Origin of the sequence: Pseudoalteromonas luteoviolacea S2607 (assembly GCF_001625575.1) — a bacterium.
Classification (GTDB): Bacteria; Pseudomonadota; Gammaproteobacteria; order Enterobacterales; family Alteromonadaceae; genus Pseudoalteromonas; species Pseudoalteromonas luteoviolacea_E.
The window spans coordinates 16,023-35,218 of record NZ_AUXV01000056.1 but is presented as its reverse complement, the minus strand read 5'-3'; the positions used below and the strand labels follow the sequence as shown (position 1 = coordinate 35,218).

General features: G+C 38.5%; 21 protein-coding genes. 10 read left to right on the top strand and 11 right to left on the bottom strand.

The window, feature by feature from the left end:
* The first annotated feature begins 716 nt into the window (after window positions 1-716).
* Window positions 717-1,208, top strand: coding sequence for a hypothetical protein (locus N480_RS17265; RefSeq protein ID WP_063373691.1), 492 nt, complete (start codon window positions 717-719; stop codon window positions 1,206-1,208).
* Window positions 1,198-1,359, top strand: a complete 162-nt coding sequence (locus N480_RS25410) for a hypothetical protein (protein ID WP_196761515.1) — start codon at window positions 1,198-1,200, stop codon at window positions 1,357-1,359. The genes N480_RS17265 and N480_RS25410 overlap by 11 nt, the downstream gene beginning before the upstream one ends.
* 34 nt (window positions 1,360-1,393) lie before the next feature.
* On the opposite strand, the gene N480_RS17260 is transcribed toward N480_RS25410, so the two are convergent.
* The 3 genes from N480_RS17260 to N480_RS17250 form a co-directional block, all read right to left on the bottom strand.
* A complete protein-coding gene (locus N480_RS17260; RefSeq protein WP_063373690.1) occupies window positions 1,394-2,668 on the bottom strand; it encodes a hypothetical protein in 1,275 nt (424 codons plus the stop codon).
* A 216-nt stretch (window positions 2,669-2,884) separates the two neighbouring features.
* The gene (locus tag N480_RS17255; RefSeq protein WP_063373689.1) at window positions 2,885-3,637 is read right to left on the bottom strand and encodes a DUF2971 domain-containing protein; all 753 of its coding nucleotides are present in this window, start codon (window positions 3,635-3,637) and stop codon (window positions 2,885-2,887) included.
* A gap of 31 nt (window positions 3,638-3,668) precedes the next feature.
* Entirely contained in the window at window positions 3,669-4,148 is a 480-nt protein-coding gene (locus tag N480_RS17250; RefSeq protein ID WP_063373688.1) for a hypothetical protein, read from the bottom strand.
* 273 nt (window positions 4,149-4,421) lie between these two features.
* On the opposite strand from N480_RS17250, the gene N480_RS17245 reads away from it, so the two are divergent.
* Window positions 4,422-4,943: a hypothetical protein gene (locus N480_RS17245; RefSeq protein WP_231102278.1), complete on the top strand. Its 522-nt coding sequence runs from the start codon at window positions 4,422-4,424 to the stop codon at window positions 4,941-4,943.
* Window positions 4,943-5,215 carry a hypothetical protein gene (locus tag N480_RS17240; protein WP_063373686.1) on the top strand — a complete coding sequence of 91 codons (273 nt, stop codon included), beginning with the start codon at window positions 4,943-4,945 and terminating at the stop codon, window positions 5,213-5,215. Before N480_RS17245 ends, N480_RS17240 begins: the two co-directional genes overlap by 1 nt.
* Window positions 5,216-5,311: 96 nt before the next feature.
* Here N480_RS17240 and N480_RS17235 read toward each other — a convergent pair whose 3' ends face one another.
* The 4 genes from N480_RS17235 to N480_RS17220 form a co-directional block, all read right to left on the bottom strand.
* Window positions 5,312-6,199 (bottom strand): alpha/beta hydrolase family protein, encoded by an 888-nt coding sequence (locus N480_RS17235; RefSeq protein WP_063373685.1) that lies wholly within the window; start codon window positions 6,197-6,199, stop codon window positions 5,312-5,314.
* Between the two features lie 671 nt (window positions 6,200-6,870).
* Window positions 6,871-7,362, bottom strand: coding sequence for a DUF6265 family protein (locus N480_RS17230; RefSeq protein ID WP_063373684.1), 492 nt, complete (start codon window positions 7,360-7,362; stop codon window positions 6,871-6,873).
* A gap of 65 nt (window positions 7,363-7,427) precedes the next feature.
* Window positions 7,428-8,489, bottom strand: a complete 1,062-nt coding sequence (locus tag N480_RS17225; protein WP_063373683.1) for a serine hydrolase domain-containing protein — start codon at window positions 8,487-8,489, stop codon at window positions 7,428-7,430.
* Window positions 8,490-8,918: 429 nt separating this feature from the next.
* On the bottom strand, window positions 8,919-9,374 hold the full coding sequence (locus N480_RS17220; protein WP_063373682.1) for a hypothetical protein: 456 nt from the start codon (window positions 9,372-9,374) through the stop codon (window positions 8,919-8,921).
* A 383-nt stretch (window positions 9,375-9,757) separates the two neighbouring features.
* Here N480_RS17220 and N480_RS17215 point away from each other — a divergent pair, with 383 nt between their 5' ends.
* Entirely contained in the window at window positions 9,758-9,973 is a 216-nt protein-coding gene (locus tag N480_RS17215; protein WP_063373681.1) for a hypothetical protein, read from the top strand.
* A gap of 274 nt (window positions 9,974-10,247) precedes the next feature.
* Here N480_RS17215 and N480_RS17210 read toward each other — a convergent pair whose 3' ends face one another.
* Together N480_RS17210 and N480_RS17205 are read right to left on the bottom strand one after the other, a co-directional pair.
* The gene (locus N480_RS17210; protein WP_063373680.1) at window positions 10,248-10,805 is read right to left on the bottom strand and encodes a hypothetical protein; all 558 of its coding nucleotides are present in this window, start codon (window positions 10,803-10,805) and stop codon (window positions 10,248-10,250) included.
* A complete protein-coding gene (locus N480_RS17205) occupies window positions 10,805-11,308 on the bottom strand; it encodes an RNA polymerase sigma factor (RefSeq protein ID WP_063373679.1) in 504 nt (167 codons plus the stop codon). The genes N480_RS17210 and N480_RS17205 overlap by 1 nt, the downstream gene beginning before the upstream one ends.
* A 200-nt stretch (window positions 11,309-11,508) precedes the next feature.
* On the opposite strand from N480_RS17205, the gene N480_RS17200 reads away from it, so the two are divergent.
* Complete coding sequence (locus N480_RS17200; RefSeq protein ID WP_063373678.1) at window positions 11,509-11,781, top strand: hypothetical protein; 273 nt, start codon at window positions 11,509-11,511, stop codon at window positions 11,779-11,781.
* Window positions 11,782-12,409: 628 nt separating this feature from the next.
* Here N480_RS17200 and N480_RS17190 read toward each other — a convergent pair.
* Window positions 12,410-12,745: a hypothetical protein gene (locus tag N480_RS17190; protein ID WP_063373676.1), complete on the bottom strand. Its 336-nt coding sequence runs from the start codon at window positions 12,743-12,745 to the stop codon at window positions 12,410-12,412.
* 215 nt (window positions 12,746-12,960) lie between these two features.
* Between N480_RS17190 and N480_RS17185 the strand changes: the two genes are divergently transcribed.
* Window positions 12,961-13,302 carry a hypothetical protein gene (locus tag N480_RS17185; protein ID WP_063373675.1) on the top strand — a complete coding sequence of 114 codons (342 nt, stop codon included), beginning with the start codon at window positions 12,961-12,963 and terminating at the stop codon, window positions 13,300-13,302.
* A 224-nt stretch (window positions 13,303-13,526) separates the two neighbouring features.
* Here N480_RS17185 and N480_RS17180 read toward each other — a convergent pair whose 3' ends face one another.
* A complete protein-coding gene (locus N480_RS17180) occupies window positions 13,527-14,042 on the bottom strand; it encodes a peptide-methionine (S)-S-oxide reductase (RefSeq protein WP_331245799.1) in 516 nt (171 codons plus the stop codon).
* A 285-nt stretch (window positions 14,043-14,327) separates the two neighbouring features.
* Here N480_RS17180 and N480_RS17175 point away from each other — a divergent pair, with 285 nt between their 5' ends.
* From N480_RS17175 to N480_RS25040, 3 genes are all read left to right on the top strand, one after another.
* Complete coding sequence (locus N480_RS17175) at window positions 14,328-15,017, top strand: response regulator transcription factor (protein WP_063374225.1); 690 nt, start codon at window positions 14,328-14,330, stop codon at window positions 15,015-15,017.
* A gap of 94 nt (window positions 15,018-15,111) precedes the next feature.
* Complete coding sequence (locus N480_RS17170) at window positions 15,112-16,470, top strand: sensor histidine kinase (RefSeq protein WP_155732886.1); 1,359 nt, start codon at window positions 15,112-15,114, stop codon at window positions 16,468-16,470.
* A gap of 133 nt (window positions 16,471-16,603) precedes the next feature.
* A complete protein-coding gene (locus tag N480_RS25040; protein WP_081231913.1) occupies window positions 16,604-19,021 on the top strand; it encodes a hypothetical protein in 2,418 nt (805 codons plus the stop codon).
* Window positions 19,022-19,196 lie beyond the last annotated feature (175 nt).

The window sequence follows — 19,196 nt, the reverse complement described above, 5'->3', positions numbered from 1 at the left end:
ACCTGTTTATTTGGTTTTTTGCATTCCAAACTAGTTAAAAAAAATATTAATTTCTTACTTATTATAAAATTGGGATTTAAAGCGACTTTTTTTCAATTTTTATTGTTAGCAATTACTACGTTAGTTTTATATCTTTTTTACTTAAATGGCTCTATTAATTTCATCCCTTTAATATTACTTTTACCTTTATCTACAATTATTTCTATTGTATTGTTTTTTATATTTTTATTTAAAAGGACTGGTGGTTTATACACCTAACAAGTTGCTTAAGACGGGACTGCTAACAGCTTGCTCGGTTCCGCTTGCCTACACAATTTTAGCAGCCGCTTAGTGGGGCGTTAAGAACTACCGCTACTGGTACACTGCCCCTTCCTCTCTAACGCGTTTATGTCCAAGAATGAGTTAGGGCGGGAGTTTGTTTTCGAACATTTTTGCCTTCGCGAAAATAAAATCTGATAAGCCATACTCAAGTAAGAATCAATGAAAGCAGTCCTCACACCAAACAACGAAGGATGAATTTAATTTTACAACTTCAACTCCATCTTTTTAATCGGTGCGGCATCTAAGTTGATCATTTGTCTGGTCAATTTAAAGCGTCTTACTAAATTTTGGATTGAAGCGCCCTGCATTTCCCTAGTTTCATCCCATTACTAAACGCGGCCAGAGGCTTCCATAGCCAAAGGGAAGCCGATGAACACGCACACCAAGAACGATTGATGCAGGCGCGCACCCGTAATTCCGGTGCCATGCAACAACATTTAATGCAATTTGCAAACTGGGAGACGAAAAATGCCCGAGAAAAGACCTCTGCAGTAATTGGCCTTGGCGCGGCAGGCTTTAAAGCCATGGCAGGACAAAGTAAAACCGCATTTAAACTCTACAAAGCCTTTGCAATAACCCAAGCCTTAATCAAAACCTATGAATCGGCAACCGGATCGTTTGCGGCATTGGCACCTATTCCAATCGTCGGTCCAGCCCTTGGAGCAGCCGCTGCCGCTGCGGCCATTGCCATGGGTATGCAACAAGTTCGGATGATTAAATCACAACAACCCGCTGGTATTGCACACGGCGGCCTAGACTACGTGCACTTACGTACTACAGCGCGGCGAACGAGTCCTTTCACCAAAACAAAGCGTCGAAATCAGCCATATGGCCAGACACTACAACGCAGGCAACCGCCAAGCAGAAGGTCAAAATGTGGTGTTTAATATTACCAATCAGATCACAGTAGAAGGTGCAACAAACGCCGAGCAAGGTAATGTGATTGGTGCAAACATTGCTCGGCAGATTGAAGCTGTTGTTGTTGAGAGTATTAGCTCTCGTGGGGCTGTGTTTAGGGCGATCAGAGGTGTGAGTTAGATTGGTTTTCTTCCGGTTCGATGACTTCTTATGGCTATTGTAAACTGCTACTTATTAATCCAAATAATACTGAAACTATAACTGCTCCTATTGCTAGCCAAACAGCATACATAGAAAACTCAGTTTGAATTGCTGACAACAAATCTCTTATTTCATTAATTGTTCGATCAACTTCTTTATTCAACAGCTCTACTTTATTGCATACTTCATCCACTGAAAAAGAGAACAGGGGTTTCGACGGCTCACTATTAAGGTTTTTTATTTCATTATTATCCAGTTCAGCATGAAAGAAGTTACTACACCAGTAAGATTGCATCCATTCGCTATCAGGTTCTTCTTCAAACCAAATTTGCTTGGGAGCATTTCTTGTTGCTGAATTATTTTTTACTATTTTTTGCAGTGTCTCAGAAAGAAGATTGTATTTTGATATTTTCTTTTTGATACTGTACATCTTTCTTATTTGAGGTTTTGATTTGTTCCAAGAGTTATATTTTGGTACAAATTTCAGGAATGACTTTGTAATATCATACATTGTATCTGATGCACATGAAGATGCTTGCTCAATTTTACTTCTCAAATGGTCTATATGGTTTGAGAACCTTTCATACTCTCTAATGTAAAATAAGTGGTGGCTATTCATTTCAAGAATAGCCTTTTCATCTCCTATAAAAAGGTCATATTCCTTACCAACTTTTGAGTACTTTAAAGCTGTAAGGGTTACAATATTCTCATCATTAACAGACAAATGTAATTGAGCTTGTCCCTTATTAGTAATGCCCAGCATTTCCCAGTCACCTACGTAACAAGTGTAAAAGCTATACATTGAATATGTCATTTCAGGTAAATTTGGAAGTACTTCTCTAAGCGAAGACTCAAGATCACGCACAACATTGTCTTCTCTGTTTGGGTATCCGGCAAGTTTGTTTATGTCGTTGAGTTTGAATTTATCTTGCTTTATCTCTGTTTTTATACGGTATGATAAACCATCAAAAAATATTTCTTGTCCATTTTTGTGTTTTGCAAATATTTGATAAGGCAAGCCTAATGATGATGACTTATGCAGTATCTCGACATGAGTAAAGCAAGAATTCCTAATCATACTCTCTCTTAAGGGGTTTAGTACTTCTTGAGTCGAGCGATATAAATTGGTTGTTCTATTGAATAAATTAATATTTTTACTGTAGCTTTCCTCAACTTTTAGAAGCTCGATTGTTTCTTCTATAGACTCTTTTCTGCTAATTAAAGAGTCTTGAAAAGAACCAACATGGTGTAAGTTCAATTTCTCAATGACTTTTTCGTCACTTTCCATATGTACTCTTCCTTACAGTGTAAGATAAGCCCCTCCAGAGGGCATTAAGTTCACTATATTGAGTACAAAGGGTCTTTTATTAAATGACATGTTTATTGCGTACACTATATTGCCAATTGCTCGAAATTCAAATAATGCCATTACATATATCCTCATAAATCGATAGTTAACTTCCGAGAACTTATAATTTTATTGCACAAACGTTAGGAGCTCTTGTTAAGTTACTAGAATCTGATACTTAGTTTTTGACATTTTTGCTCTAACTAGTTCTATTTTCAAACCAGTTTTGTTGATCAATCTGTAAAGTTCGAGAAAATCTTTTTCTGGCATATTAACCCCAGCTATAACTCTGGATATTAGTTGTTGGTCAAACCGGTGAATTCCTGGACCTTTCTTCATGGACAATACTCGATATTCAGCTTCGTAAGCCCATTCAAGTGATTTCTTCAAAAATACATCTTTTACTGTATCGAAATCTCTTGCTCCGGCAATAATTTTCGGCATATAGTCAGTGTACTCAATATCCCAACCAAAAAGTTTCTCCTCAATATTGGCCATATTGATATTATTAGACGCATCATTGACATTGAACTCTATAGCAACCCCTTTATGGTTATCTGCGTAATGCGACCACATCAAAATATTGTCAGGCTTCTTAGTAAGACAACAAATTCCGACATTTTCGATAACGCTATTGTGGAATTCACCGCTTTCCAAAGAGCGCCTTATGCTGTGTTCCATTTGTTTTTTCTTAGCTAACCTCTGTGCAGGAGTAAGCTTTAGACGTCTGCCGGCTTCCTTAAGTAAATCGGGGCGAGACTTTAAATACTCCATAGACTTCTCAATGTCGTATACTAATTTACAATCAAAGGGGTCGTTAAATTCTGAATGGTGGCTAAACTTCATAGTGCCGTCGGTCAAAATGCACTTCGAACCATCGGTGAGTGGTAAGTACTTATAAACTTTCACAAATAATCCTCAACTGAATTTCTTATACATTTCAAAGACTTTTGAAGCTCAGTTTAGAGAGCTTACCTTGCTTTCCTAAAGCAAACACCGACTTAATATGCCTCATTTCAATTGGGCATAGACTAATAGCCTCAAGATCCAATATATATTGGCGATATGACTCTAACTTTCTCTTTTTAGTTAGGGCTTCTTCAGGGGAAAGAAAGTTGCCAGATAAAGCTAAAGTATCCACTTCAAACCAAATGGTTGTGGGAGCTTTTAGATTCATTGGTTTAAAGTAGCTAAGCGGATGTTTCTTTAACGCTTTCTCTTGACGAAGGTCAAATAGGCTTATTCCATTGATGCTTCGCGCAAACGGGTGAACGCTCTCGCAACTGCCGCCCCAGCGCTCTGATTCTGGTATATCAGGGTTAGCAATAATGCTCCCATGAGCTATTATTTTTTTCGCGTTTTCAAGACTTGTGACATGCCAAACCTTTCTCTCTAATTCCTTTGGGAGAATATTTGTCATCGAAGGTAATTTCCTTTTAAATATTGGAAGTAGAAGTAAGAGTTAAATTGACCTTTCGAACTACTAAAAATTAATATTTATGTAAATTTAATCTAAACAAAAACTCTACACAAGCAGTTCTTGTAAAACATTTACCACCTAAACTCTCGCTCCTAATTTTTTAAACTCGCTCACACAGTAAAGCAAAGAGCGATAAAAAATATGGAGCACCTTCCCCTACCTAAGCCCCCAAAACGTTGCATTTTTCGGCTGGTTCCCAATAGTCATTTGCACGTGAGTAAAACCAATAGTGCCTCTGAGGTGTATGACCTTGAGGGGGCGTATTGGGAGTTTGAGATTGAGCTTGCCAATGTTTTAGAGGCCGATGCCTTGGCACTGGATGCGTTCTTGGCCAAGTGCCGCGGTTCAGTTGGCAAGTTCTTGTGTTTTGATTATCGGTTTTTACAGGATGAGTTAGATAGTTTTGCCCGTGTTGTAGAGCCTTATCAAGATGGCAATGTGTTGAATGTGTCTGGTTTGCCTGTGAACGGGGTGTATGCCAAAGCCGGTAACCGTATTCAGATTGGTGTGGGTGAAAACGCGGAGCTTAAAGTGTTAACTGCGTATGTGGTTGTGGATAGTCATGGGGCGTGTACGCTTGAGTTTGAATCGCCCATGCGCAGTAATACCCCTGTTTATTTTAAGCGCCCAGCTGGCGTGTTTCGTTTATTAGATAACAAGCAAGGCTTAGCAGAGGCCCAGGTTAAAAACGGCTTTGTGACGGTTTGGAAAATCAAAGGTCGGGAGGCGTTTTAATGGAAGCGTTAAATCGAGCTTTGGTGGCTGAGCTTGCCCAGTGTCGCCCCCGTTATTTTGTGTGCTTGGCGTTTAAAAGTGGCGATGTGTTATTGCATACCGGTGTTGGTGAGCGGCGCTTTTTAGGTCGTACTTGGTTTGGTCTTGGCATGCTTGGTCGCATTGGGGAAATTCCTGCCAATGATAAAAACGATGCAGCGTGCATTCGTTTATCTTTGCACACCCAAAGTGATGCGATTTTGGGTGAGGTGGCCGAAATCGACCTATTATGAGTTGGTAATCAGCACTGTACGTCTTACTATTAATCAAATAGCCTAGCTCGTTACGAAATTTAAACATAAGCTTGCTACTGCCCAGTTTAACCGCTGCTAGTTAACTTTTTGTTTTATCCAATGTGTGGCAACATCTAGTGGCTCGGTTTTATTAGTATTGTGTCCTAGCGATGGAAACAGGACATATTCAAATGGTTTACCCGTGGCCTTGAGCACATTAAGTTCCTCCATACACATTTTGACTGGAACCTGTATATCTTTTTCTCCAAAAAGCCAAAGCCCTGGTATCGATAGGTCATTCAAAAAATCTTTTGGATCTGTGGCTTTAAACTGGTATCTATCTGGATCATTTTTAGTATGCTCAAGCGCATCCTTATCCGTATGATTTTCCCAAAAATCTTCTCTACCATTGGTATAGAATTGAAATCTAAGTTGCTCTAAAGTGGTGATTGTAGGGCTACTAAATAGCACCATAAATTCTACTAATGGATTTTCGACTGCGGCGATTGGAATAATCCAGCCAGCTTGGCTCGCGCCAACAAGGCCAATAGACAACTCTTTGTTATTTTGATGAATAACATTTATTGCTGCACTTGCGTCTTTTGCTAAGAGCGTTAAATTATCAATACTGATATTATTGGTCCCAACCTGAGGCCCAACATAAACACCACCCGACTCCCCAACTCCACGCTTGTCATACGTCAAAACCAATAAATCATTCTTAGCTAGTAACTCTGCTAACTCCGTCATACGTGGTACCGGATCAGAGCCATGCACTAACACTACTGCAGCTTGCGGATATTTTGGTATAAATATGTTCCCTGATAATTTTACGCCTTCGCTTTCAAAAACAATATCTTTGACCAAGATTGAATCTTCCGCACGGAGTTTTTCTTGATTTGATGTACGACTCAGGTGCTCATTGTTTGTCACACAACCTGTCGTAAAAAATAGTAAAACGATTAAACTGCTTATTAACTTCATATCTAAACAACTCCTTGGTTTCTTAATTCTAAGAAGACCGTAGAAAAAGTATGCTTTCTGTTCAGACACACACTCACAGCATCAACAGGTAATTGCAATTATTTATCTACTAAAAATTTAACAGTGAGCGATTGATGCGCTTATCTACTAGCGGCCATCTTATTTTTTGTTTTTAAATTAGTATCAAATTACCCCAACTATTTCTAGGCAGGTTCTATTTCAATGTGTAACAACATGTCTTAATCAAGAAATAATCGACCCTCTTTAGTTGCTCGTTGTTTATTTGTATGCTCTTCCACTGCCTTCAGAAGAACAACAAAATGCGAATTAAAAAAGATAAACTTCCTTGTATTGCAGCTTAACTTAAGCGTGTTAGGAGCACTCAGATTAATTGGGATCGAAACACAAAAGCCACAGAGCTTGAAAGCTGCAGTGGGACTTTGTAATTCGTTTTTTGCGTGATTTATCTAACGTTAAACAATTTATCGATAATCAGAAATGACGAGTTTTTGAAAACAGTAGAAGGTGGTTTAATCAAATTGGCTTCGCAAGGTGAATTTTACGTAATTGTCCATGACTATTTGTTATAGGGAATGGTGGTAAAACCGCCCCACCACTACGAATACGGAACCTTCTATAGAAACTGGCTTCAGTCGAGGTTAGTAAGTTGTTTACTTGCTATGTACGCTTGTTTTGCCATCGTTTTTACCGACGAAGTTAATAGCGAAACCTTTGCCATTGTCGCCTGAAACAAAAACAGTCATATTTTTATCTTTAGTTAATTGATAACGAAGCTTCTTGGGAAAGTCATGTTGTGGGTTTTCAAATATTGCAGAGTCAGCTGTACAACTCGTTAATTTAAAAGCGATAGGCAGATTGTTACTGGCTACTTTCGCAAGGTAAAATACCTCTCCTGCCATTTCAACTAATCGTAAAGACTCAGAACTGACAATTTTCTTTTTTTCGATTGAATAAGTGGAACCTAAGCCTTCAAAGGTTGCGTCGCTTATTTGCTGCCATGATTCATTAAATCGATGTTTGTCGTTACTTGAATTCCAATTACCAGCAAGCCAAGCTAATGATTTGACCGTATTACAAGTCTTCGCTTGCAAGCTTGATTGAAAAACTAAACATAGTAAAACCCAAAGTATTACTCTTAGCATTGTCCACAGCTCCATTGTTTGGCTATAGTCGCGATTAGTTTACTACATAAGCTTGTTAAGTATTATTACCACTGTGCACGTTGTTCTAAAATTTTTGTGATGGATTTTGCAATTTCCCACCGTGGCGTATTGCTCGAATTTGTAAGCACTATTAACGCATTTTTACTATCAGGGTAAGTTAGAACAAGTGACTTGTAACCTCTAATACTTCCAGGGTGCCTCGCAATATTATCGTTTGAGTTTTTATATACTTGCCACCCCAGCCCCATATGTATTTCTCCCCAAGAAGTTTTGACTTGAGGCTGTAACATATCTTCGTATGTTTGCTTTTTCAAAAGAGACTCGTCGTTGGCAAGTGTGAGTGCAAGCCACTGGCTAAGATCGTTTACATTTGAAATTAGGCCTTCACTAGGGTTGAACGATACATCATAAGGCCGCTGATGCGACTTATCTATTATTTTACCTTTGTACGTCGGTTTTGATTCTGGGTAGTAAGCATGTTCGCCATTAAAGTAACCACTTTTAGTCATTCGGGCAGGTGTCAGAATATGGGTGTATAAGTAATCTTCGTAGCTCATTCCAGAAACAGAACTTATGATAGCTCCCAAAATATTGTAATTGGTGTCACTGTATTCAAAGTCATAATTATCAGAACTTTTAGAAGCAGATTTTTCTACTACTTTTAAGTATGCATTTAGTGTTCGTTGCTTTTCATGACTGACCGGTTTAACTGTGTCACTTAACCCTGAGGTATGAGTCAGTAACTGTTTAACAGTAATACTGCTCCCTGTAAAACTTGGTAAATACCGCGCTACTTTTTCGTTCAAGTCTATCTTATTTTTTTCAACGAGCTGCATAATAGCTTGAGCGGTGAACAACTTAGAAATTGAAGCTATACGAAATAATGATTTTGGCCCAGTGCGTTTCTTCATCTCTTCGTCTACGAAGCCAAAGCCTTTGATAAATGTGACTTTGCCGGATGTGATGATGGCCACAGACATAGCTGGTATAGCATTTTGGACACGAATACTTTCAAGCTTAGTCGTCAGCTCTTCATCCGTATTCATTTTATTCGCTTGTGCACTACAAGGTATGGATAACAAAACAGATAAAAATAACCTATACATCTGACAACCTTTTGAAGCTTATTAGTTTTATCTATCCAACTCTGTGAACGAAAAGCGACAAAGTTGGCTACATTTCATACTCTTCATACTCACATGAAAAAAGCCTCGTGTAAACATGAGCTTAAAGTGAAAAAGTAAGTAAACTATGAAAGCTGACTCTCACTTGTGTATCAGCAAGTAATCTAGAGCGAATATGCTCAAGCTGTATGAGAAAAACTAAACTTACGTTAACCCGTCTCCCTTCGGCCTTATTTCCCACGTTCAATCATCGATGTATAACACAAGTTAACGTATTGATTAGCTTATAATCTTATATTTCAATAAATACCTTTATAATTATAAGCTAGCCAATATGCGCTGAGTCGGCGTAGCACGATGTGACTGTATGAAAAGAGTGCTTAAAAGCTATTTCTAATTTAGTGAAGGCTCTTAATGCCAAACCGATACAGGAAAAGACAACCTCATAAATTTGCGCGATACGCTATCTAATTTGACCACAAACTCCTTAATTTCTTCTGGTGACCAGCCATCTGGATGTAGCCAATTTTCTTGTTCCAATGCACATAAAATAGCGAGATCTTTGTCTATAAATCCGATTGGCGCTGCGACTAACCCCCATAGCATGACTAATCTGCCTTCCGCTTCTTCACTTCTAGGACTATTTGCTTCAAGTGATCTAAAATACTTTTTGGTTTCCATTAAAGCCTTTGATACTTCAATGATGATAGTATCCCTAATGTAATGATTTTCCATGGGTATTGAGTGCAACTTATAAGCGACATCATTTAACTTTGAAATGAGCGCGTTATGCGAGCCGACATACTCTTTCTCAAATAATTCGATATGTGCATCTTTGGCGACGACTGTTAAAGGTTTAAGTGCCATCTGCGGTCCCTCCCAAAATCAAACTGGTTAATTGTTAAACATGCATCAATAGGTTTAGCAATTAACCCTGGAAATTTGCAAGTATCTCCCTTGATATTTCCTGCTTTATTTGAAAACACAGATATTAAAAACCTTCTTTACTCAACGCTTACTTTATGCTGCTCTGAGGGAAACTGAGGATGCTGTTCGATGTGCTTAAAACCTTTACACTTTCCAAGCAATAGCATAGGTATATGCGTAATACGTAGATAGTTCCCTTTATTTATGTCGCCACTTGATTTACGATGCTCGCCTTCAAGTGAAGCAACAAATCACAGCGGCAGCTTAATGTTGCTTTCCACATCACATACCATGACAAACATATTATGTATAAGGGTCAAACAATGACACCTGAGATGATGACAGATATAACAATCACCATTGTGATATTTTTAGTTTCAATCGCAATGGTTTTTAAAGGTAAGATTTTAAGAGAAACCAAGCAAGGCACATCTGATTCGAGTATAGAAAAGACTCAGAATAGAGGTACGTTGTTTTTAATTTGCGGATCTGTTGTGGCAATCATACAAATTATTAAGTTAGGCTCCTTTTTGCTTTAGTGTATCTTCAACAAAGGCGCTGCTCTATTCGGAAATTAAAGAAAAGCAGCAATGCTAGTTTTATTATTATGCCTCTAAGCTAACGTAAACATACCTTCGATGTACAAAGTTAAACCATATTGTGGCCAACTTTGTACATTTTTACCTAGATTTAGTGGACCTAAAACTTCCATTGTGTGGTCAGCCTTACTGCGCCTTTGTTAGTTGATTCTATATTTTTTCACAACTACAAACTAAGCATTGAAACTCGCCATGTCTGTATAAATTATAGTGCTTACTGCTTTATTTTATGCAAAATACGTTTGGCAGTTTTATTTTTAATAATAAAAAATACTTGTGCACCGCATAGGACCAAAAAGGAAGCGCCAAGGTGTAAGCCATCTTCTGCACTACAGGTCGAGAACAAGCACTTGCTCATTACGAACACGCCCATTGCAAACATAAAAATCCAAGTCGCTTTTATACTCATACGCCATCTAAAAATTTCATTTTCGAGAAGTTGTATATGTGCATCAAGAGAGGTCGCTATTTGTTCGCTTTTAAGGTGTTTTAGACTGCTCAAACGGCTTTTATTCATTAATACAAATAACGTAACCCCCCACACTGTCGCGAACCCTACCCAAGCCAATTTAATCACTGGCATTTTTTCGATAAAAGAAAATACAAAAAAGCAGCTCACCGCCAAAACAGCCAAAAACTCAATCGCTATATTAACCTTCAACACTATACTATGCCTTTTATGACGCTTTATTAATTGATCCATGTGCGGTAAAGACTTCTGCTCTGCTGATTGCCAAAGTGACGACAGCTGCTCAAATTCGTTGTTATCCATTAATTAATCCCCGCTAATAATTTGGTGAGCTGTTCTTTTGCGCGATGTAACCTGATCCCAACATTAGCGTCACTGATCCCCAATACTTCGCTAATCTCAACATTATTTAAATCTTCAAGCTTTAGGAGCATAACTTGCCTTAAGCTCAGTGGTAATTTATTGACAGCACTGCAAAGTTGCTTTTGCCTTTGAGCACTTAAAGCATCCGTTTCAGGTGAAGTGTGCTCACATATAATTGTTTCATCCAATTCATCTTCTGAAATTTTGCTATTACGCCTGATATGATCGATTGCTGTATTGTGAATCACTCTATACACATAAGTATTCATCGAGCACTGCCCTTTATAGCTTTCTAATGAACGCCAAACAGACAGCGCCATTTCTTGGGCGAGCTCATCGGATAAAGCAGGTCTATTTTCATATCCTGAAGCAGCTCTGCTTATCTGCGGCCAATACTGCGCAATGATATTTTCTTTTTCTGAGTCCTTGGTAAAAGTGACCAACGATACAAGCCTCCAAAATCTTTTTCCTATTAGTCGTCGCAGCTATGGATCTATTACATAAATTTTTAAATTATTTCTTATTGAATTTTAGTAAGTTTTAAAAAAACCATCATAAAGCTAAAAAATATGTAATGAAGTTTCTCCTTCATCGACTAACCAGATCAAGCAAATTAAATTTGAAACTCTCATAGGAGAAGCTGATGTGGATATTAAACCAAACTAAAAACCTAAACAAAAAGCGTTTTCTTCGAACCATCTGGTCACTCGTTGTAACAAGCTGGGTAGTCATGTTTACCGTCCTCTTCGTAACACAAGAGAAAAGCATTCAATTGGCTGCTGTGACTGTTACAGCCATTGCAACTGAAGGAGCAATATGGTGCACAGCAGCTTTAATGGGTGTTGCGGTAGTAGAGAGTAGAAAGGCCATTATGCGCGCAGTTGTCCATAAACTAACTGGCAAAAAGCCATTTTGAAATTAAAGACTGTTTAAGGTGTAAGTATGAATATTGAAACATTAAATAAAAAATTAAATGAAAAAACATTACTACTAGCATGGCTTCTCACCCTTGCATGTTGGGTAAATACCGCGTTTGTTATGATGTATTCTCCTTTTACTGTACTTGAGGTCAGCGCACTAATATTTGCGGTCACAATAACTCAGGGAACGCTATACTTAACCAAGCAACTTGGAAAGAGAAATCAGATGATTGGCTCAATCTATAAATGTCTTTTCGAATGTCAATAAGCTCATTAAAGATATCTGCCATGACAGCCCCGCTGGGGCTTCTTTTGCATTAGTATCACATTTTAAATGTAGGCCAAAATTATATGTAAATGCATAAATTAACACTACCATTAACCTTTAACTTGTATAACTAAAAGAGAAGATTAAGTAGTTAAAACTTCGGTTTAAGAATGTTATTTTGTAAAATCCGGACCTGTTCATCTATATAATACATAGAATAAAACTTATAAATATATAATTTAAAAAACGCTAGGAAAGAAATTATATAAATACTATGAAGGCGAATAACAGTAGTTAAACGCCTTTAAGGTAAGATTTAACTGATTTGAAAATAAAAGATAATGTTTTTAAGGCAATTAAATTATGTCAACAGGTCCATGGTCATCACAGTGGTCACCGTGTTGATGGTGCAATCTACCATCAACAATATAGTCAACGTGATCGCCATGCTGGATTGCCTCGTGGCCGCAATTGGGGCCATGTTTGTGTCCATTAGTTTGATGTGCGTGATTACACTCATCTGGATTCACAGAACTAACTTCGATTACATGCTCATCGCAGTGATCGCCATGCGGGTGATGTAACTTTCCATCAACAAGATAATCAACGTGGTCCCCATGGCGTACAGCTGTATGACCACAAGTAGGTCCATGAGCATGATCTGTATGTTTATGTGATTGTGAGCAAGACATTATATATTTTCCTTCTGAGATAGGATGCCTATATAAATCTAGTGCAATCGTTTAGCATTTCAAACCTAATACTCCTATTCTGCTTAACCAATACACGCCGATATCATGTAAAGCTAAATTTACCTTGTTAAAAGTGCAATTAGCTTTACGTGTTGTTTAAAATCCAGTCAATCGCTATAGTTTTACGTGATTAACTCACAATCAGGAGAAACTCTATGAAGGAAATTATATTGGCATTGTCACTCGGTATTTCGTGCTCTGCAATTGCGACCGAACATAAAGCTCACGGCCAGCATGAACACGCGCACAATTACAACTGTGGACACGCCGCGGAATGGCATAAAGACCATTTTGATTATAATCATAACGGTCATGATCATCACAGTCATGCAGGTGAGACACACGAAGCAAAAGTTAAAACACACAAAAAACATAAACATGGCCATGGTTTAGATTGTGGTCATAAAAGCCGTGTCGAACATGGGAGAGTTGAATATAACCATGACGGCCACTGGCATCACCAACATGGAGATCACTTTCATGAAAACCATGGTTAGTAGCTAATTTAGCTTGTTATGGCCTAACTTTTTGTTAGGCTATTTTGGTATCTTTTTGATTTATTCGCCATTTAACATAATTAAAAACCAGAAATCAAACGGTGTGTTAATTAGGCTCAAAATTCTATTAAAAAGAATGATGTTTAGAAAAATCCCGAGGTTATTACTTTCATTCATTCTACAAATGAGAATCGAAATAGGGTTTGAATAAATAACGCACAAAACTAGCAATCAGATATTGCTTTGATTACTTTTTCTTCATCTACTTTTTCTCTAAACTGACTAAGTAACTTTTCAAGCTTAGGCGTTATAACATTTTTACAAAACGGCCGGTTTGGCTCAATGTAAAAGTAGTTTTGATAATGCTCTTTTGAAGCTTTGAATTCGTTAAACATGAGAGCTTGCGTTATAACCGGGTTACTAAACCCCTGCCCTAGTAACTTTAAGCTCTCAATTGCTGACTGCTGTTGATGTTGGTCAAAGCAATATACAGCACTGCGATACTTGTCCCTGCGGCTGTGATTTGATGTTGAACTGTGTGTATGAAGGTGTATTTCGATGAGATCGTAAAGCGCAATTATGTCATCATCAAACTCAATAATAATACCTTCTGAGAACCAATCTTGTTCTCCGAAACTGTTGACCCAACCCTGAATGACCTTAGAAACTCCATTTAAAGAGTTAAAAATGGCTTCTGTACACCAGTAACAACTTCCACCTAATCCAACTTTTGTGATCACAACCCTCCCCCCAAACAATAACATCGTGTCGTTTCTATTCATTTGAAATTATCAAATCCTCTTATTTTGGTAAACACTATGATGCGCGCAGCGTATTAAAGGTTTTGTTCCCAGTTCTGCTTTAGAGTATTAATAGATATTTGTTTTATAATTGGGCTTACCTGTGACAGATAGAAAGTTATTTTTTCATCTTCTATACTGGCATACTACTCAACGACGATGAACTATATCGTAAAGCTCTAGTCATATCTTGTTGAGATAAAAAGAAAAATGATTGAGGTAAACATGACCAAATCCATATTGATTATCGAAGACGATAAAGAAATGGCCGACCTAACTTCGATGCTATTAGAGTCTGAAGGGTATCAGTGTCAGATTTGTTCAGATGGGAGTGCAGCAGTTGAGACAGTAAATGCCTTATCTCCAAACTTAATCTTGCTAGATTTAATGTTACCAGGTAAATCTGGGCTACAAATATGTAAAGAGCTAAGCGCGTTTTATACTGGCGCAATATTGGTTTTAACTGGGCAAGATAATGATATTTCAGAAGTTGCCTTGCTCAAAGCTGGGGCGGATGACTATGTCCTAAAACCGATGAAACCTCATGTTCTAATTGCTAGAATCGAATCTTTGTTTCGCAGAGTTACTGCTAACAGTGAAGCCTCTACTGACTGTTTATCCGTCAGCGGGTTAAATATTTTCCCTAATGAAAGAACAGTAAAACTAGACAACGGCGAACTGCTTAATTTGACTACCGCCGAGTTCGACATACTACTTCTGCTGGCTCAAAATGCAGGCTCGGCAGTTACAAGGGATGAATGCTCAAAGGCCTCAAGAGGAATTGAAAGTGACGCTTATGATCGTGCGATCGACATGAGAATATCTGGGCTTAGAAAAAAGCTATCAAACACATCTGTTGGAGACGCGATCATCGTCACGGTTCGTAATAAAGGCTACATGCTCTCTAAGACTTGATCTTACTTAACAATACAAACCCTTACATCGCCTTAATTTAATAAACTCAATATTGATAATAAGCTTGTTAAAAGCAAAACAATTGGGGTAAACCGTGAAAAAACGCATTCATATATTTTGGCATTTCTACTTAGGGATTTTGCTTTCGATAGTCGTTATCTCTATGTTTACTATTGTTTATTTTTCACATGTAGGAGAAAAGTATGCATTAAAAGCTTTCGTCATTGACGCAAAGCAAGCTGCATCATATGTTACGGCCAATGAATACCAAGGCTTAAACAATCGAAGCGATTTGAACGGACTTAGAGTGAATGTGCTTGAGCCTGACGCCGTTTTGGCGTTCTTAGCGCCTTTAGAATTTGTTGCACAAGTTGAGAGAACCGATGTTTATGTTGATCCTGAACGCGATCTTTTAATATCCATTCACCCTTTGCTTGAAGGCGATGGCTTTCTGGTAGTAAGAGAAATCGACTTGGAGCAGGAATTTGACCAACTGAGTGATTATCAAAAAACAGAAGTCCAACTTAATGATGAAGAAGACATTTTAAACGTGCAGTTTCAGTTCGCGATTGTCATTGGTTTTATTATTACAATAGCCTTGGCCTTACTTGTGTTAATCGCTTGGCTAAAGAGAATTTTGACTCCAATACAGCGAGCAAGTCTAGACTGGCGAGAAGGTAACTTAGCAACACGTATCGATGTAACCTCGCCGGAACCATTTTATTCTTTGTTTATGACAATGAACAAAATGGCAGAAGACCTTGAGAATTTAATGCAAGAGCAGAAGGTTATGTCATTCGCAATGTCTCATGAGTTACGAAACCCATTAAATGGACTTTTTCTCGCTATTGAGGTTGTTGCGCGAAAGCACGACTTTCTGAACAATGACGAGGCCTATTGCAAGTTAAAACGTTATGCGAACGAGTTAGAAAGTTTATCTCTTAATATTTTAACTTTAGCCAAAATATCAAATTCAGAGAATCATACCGCCTTGGAGAACTGCAATTTGTCAGCCCTGATGTCAGAGCGAATGGCGTTTCATGAACAAAATAATTCGAATATTCAATACCAAAATACAATCGAATCGAATATTGAACTCAAAGGATTGCCCCTTTATTTTGAGCTAGTCATAGACAATATAGTATCAAACGCATCTCGCTATGCAGAGTCAAAAGTCACTACGGTACTAAGACGGTCTTCAGAACAGATTGAGTTAATAGTTCAAGATGACGGACCTGGCATTAGCTCTGAACAACTTGAGTTTGTAATGATGCCATTTTCTAGGCTTGACTACAGCAGAAGCAAAATCAGTGGTGGGTTTGGGCTAGGACTGGCAATTGTAAACGCTGCTGTAAAGCGTTTAGGTGGAACCATTGAGCTTATGAACAATAACACAGTTCAAGGGCTAGTTATTGAGATCAAGCTACCAAATTCCACCCAAAAGAAAGGATAGAAAAATCGACTCTTAGCGTCCTTGCTTACAAAACGTGACATTGACATACATAGGCTTACCCTCTTACGCCCTGCAATCAGGGAAAATGGTCAATGAGAATTTGATTATTTATCGATAATGAGGAGCTAACACTATGCTTGAAAGTAAAAAGAATTTATTTCTCGCAATTTCGATATCATGTCTGCTATGTGCTTGTGGAAGTGGTAATTCTTCTACAACCACGACCACAACTAAAAGTACAGCCCCCTCTCCAACGCCAGCCCCAACCAAAGAGAATTCGCTTGAATCTGCTTTTCCAGTTTCTGTTGATGTCTTTGGTATAGCCATAAGAGCAACTCAATCAACAAGCCCAGAAAAAGTGCTTCATGCTGCTCATGTTATGGCGCAGTATCTGGATAATGATGAAGATGGCATTGCCGATAACTCGCCAATCATTGAAAAAATGACCAGTGCCGGCGCCACTTTATTAATGGCACCAACAGAGTCAACATTTGAAGATGCTGTAAAAGGAATTGAGCAACAGGATGCATATCAACCACTATTTGGAGATGAAACGATCCCTGGTAATCAAGGTGCTCGGTTTGACGCAACGCTAGAAGAAGTTCTGCATTTAATAACGCATGTTGGATACGCCAATGTATACCCAGAAATATTTGGAGAAAATGTAAACTCTGCAATCGCTGCGGCTATGGATATTGCTAGAGGTGGACGATTTGAAGAAATTCCAAAAGCTTACCCTGAAAATGCTTGGTATACATATGATGACCAAACGTGCGATTACAGCTGCATGGTTACCGAATACATCTATTGGGGACTAACCTCAATTTTAGGAGCTCAGACAAATCGATTAGAAGAAATCCAAAATGAGTGGCGGTTAAACACTGTTGACAAAGTCAAAAGCAAAGACATTGAATTGTATAGAATTTTGACTGATGATACCTATCTATTACCTAAAAAGCTGCCAACAGGTCAATATCAAGGGTTTGAAATCACATTAAGCGGAACAAGCCCTACCCCGTCGGTCGATGCGAATAATGAAATTTTACAATCTGTAGTAGCAGCTAATCCCAACTATAAAATAGCTTTTACTGATGAATCCAATGTTTACATGATGTCTCCGGATGGAAGTGACATAACTCAACTTGCCGATGGGAGCCCTGTCGCAGGATATGTTTCATGGGGCCCTGACGCAAAGTATGTTTATTTTGCTAGTGCCAAAGGTGAACCTGAGAGCGCTTGGGAGGCGTTTAGAGTTAACGTTGAAACAAAAACTCTAACTAAACTTACCAACTTCAAAAAAGATGTTCGATCTTTAGGCGTGTCGCCTGGTGGCGATTATTTTGCTGTGTCAGTGATGACAGGTAATTCTAATATTGGCGACAACAATGATAATCTTACTCAGTTCAATACAGACCTATATATTGTAGATATGCATTTTGCACAGAGCTTGTGGGATGTAGGGCAAACACTCAGTCTATCCGATATGAATATACTTGTGTCTTCACCCGCTAGTGAGCAGTTTTGGTACGAAGAAATCAACTGGCGTCCGCACGTTGCTGATGGTAAAGCGCCAACTTTAGCCTATACACAAACTTGGCGTTATGACGAGGACGACGTTTCTTACACTAACGTATTTACCATACGAGCTGATGGCAGTGATAAAACGCTTTTGGTTGAAAACAAAGATCAACCAATATGGGACTTTTCTGGTAACAAGCTCAGTTTCTTAGATATGTCTTATTATGATTTTGACGCTAGTGATGTTCGTCAATGGAAAGTAGCGGGTATTGATGAAGAGACAGCAGCCCCTGCACTTTCTCCAGATGGTGGTTTTATGATTTTCGAAGTCGGAGACTCAACTCGAAAAGCTGGTATTGCACGGGCCTCAGAAGCGTCTGATAATCAAGGCTTCATTTTACCTAGTATGAACGTGTATGAACCTCGATGGTCTCCACAACCAATTGAGATAATTAACAATAATCAAGTTGTAATCGGTGCGACGAATGCAGCTCAATGCAAAATGGCAGCGGATCAAGATAGGCAAGCTTGCTTTATCATTGAGGGTTCCGTGGCCGAGATGAACGGTGTAATTGGCTCAATGATTGTTAATACCGTCACTCAGTTGATTAAGGAGCAGCCGCAAGTCAGAACAATCGTGCTCAATCAAGTACCAGGCTCTGAAGATGATGTAGCAAACCTAAAGGCTGCGCAAATGATTTACGACGCAGGCTTGAATACGGAACTTATTGCACAAAGTGATATTGCGTCAGGTGGCGTGGACTTTTTTATTGCTGGTGTGAGAAGGAAGATTGCACCAGGTGCCAAGCTTGGTGTTCACTCTTGGGGGTATGAAGATTCAGATGGAAATTTTAAGTCAGCTTCTGATTTACCCAAAGATCATCAAGAGCACCAAAGATACATAGAGTTTTATGAACACGTAAAACAGAAAAGTCCAAAAGATTTCTATTTTTATACATTAGATGCAGCATCGTTTGACGATATTCATTATATGACAAAAGACGAGCTGACTATGTGGACGATGTCTCGCTGATAACATCCAAAAAAGGCGGATTCATACGAAACCGCCTTTTTCCAAGCAAAGCATATGTCCTAACAGGTCAATAAGTCACCGAAACAGTCAACAAAACATGAATCTGTAACCTCAATATTCTCACACGCTTAAATTCCTTATAATTTATTTGGTATCTTTATATTTATTTTGAATA

Excerpts from the sequence above, each read along its gene's own strand:
- N480_RS17220 (WP_063373682.1), bottom strand. The coding sequence starts at position 9,374 with ATGGCACTTAAACCTTTAACAGTCGTCGCCAAAGATGCACATATCGAA.
- N480_RS17175 (WP_063374225.1), top strand. The coding sequence starts at position 14,328 with ATGACCAAATCCATATTGATTATCGAAGACGATAAAGAAATGGCCGAC.
- N480_RS17210 (WP_063373680.1), bottom strand. The coding sequence starts at position 10,805 with ATGGATAACAACGAATTTGAGCAGCTGTCGTCACTTTGGCAATCAGCA.
- N480_RS17260 (WP_063373690.1), bottom strand. The coding sequence starts at position 2,668 with ATGGAAAGTGACGAAAAAGTCATTGAGAAATTGAACTTACACCATGTT.
- N480_RS17225 (WP_063373683.1), bottom strand. The coding sequence starts at position 8,489 with ATGTATAGGTTATTTTTATCTGTTTTGTTATCCATACCTTGTAGTGCA.
- N480_RS17185 (WP_063373675.1), top strand. The coding sequence starts at position 12,961 with ATGAAGGAAATTATATTGGCATTGTCACTCGGTATTTCGTGCTCTGCA.
- N480_RS25040 (WP_081231913.1), top strand. The coding sequence starts at position 16,604 with ATGCTTGAAAGTAAAAAGAATTTATTTCTCGCAATTTCGATATCATGT.
- N480_RS17265 (WP_063373691.1), top strand. The coding sequence starts at position 717 with ATGCAGGCGCGCACCCGTAATTCCGGTGCCATGCAACAACATTTAATG.
- N480_RS17235 (WP_063373685.1), bottom strand. The coding sequence starts at position 6,199 with ATGAAGTTAATAAGCAGTTTAATCGTTTTACTATTTTTTACGACAGGT.
- N480_RS17215 (WP_063373681.1), top strand. The coding sequence starts at position 9,758 with ATGACACCTGAGATGATGACAGATATAACAATCACCATTGTGATATTT.
- N480_RS17250 (WP_063373688.1), bottom strand. The coding sequence starts at position 4,148 with ATGACAAATATTCTCCCAAAGGAATTAGAGAGAAAGGTTTGGCATGTC.
- N480_RS17190 (WP_063373676.1), bottom strand. The coding sequence starts at position 12,745 with ATGTCTTGCTCACAATCACATAAACATACAGATCATGCTCATGGACCT.
- N480_RS17200 (WP_063373678.1), top strand. The coding sequence starts at position 11,509 with ATGTGGATATTAAACCAAACTAAAAACCTAAACAAAAAGCGTTTTCTT.
- N480_RS17230 (WP_063373684.1), bottom strand. The coding sequence starts at position 7,362 with ATGCTAAGAGTAATACTTTGGGTTTTACTATGTTTAGTTTTTCAATCA.
- N480_RS17240 (WP_063373686.1), top strand. The coding sequence starts at position 4,943 with ATGGAAGCGTTAAATCGAGCTTTGGTGGCTGAGCTTGCCCAGTGTCGC.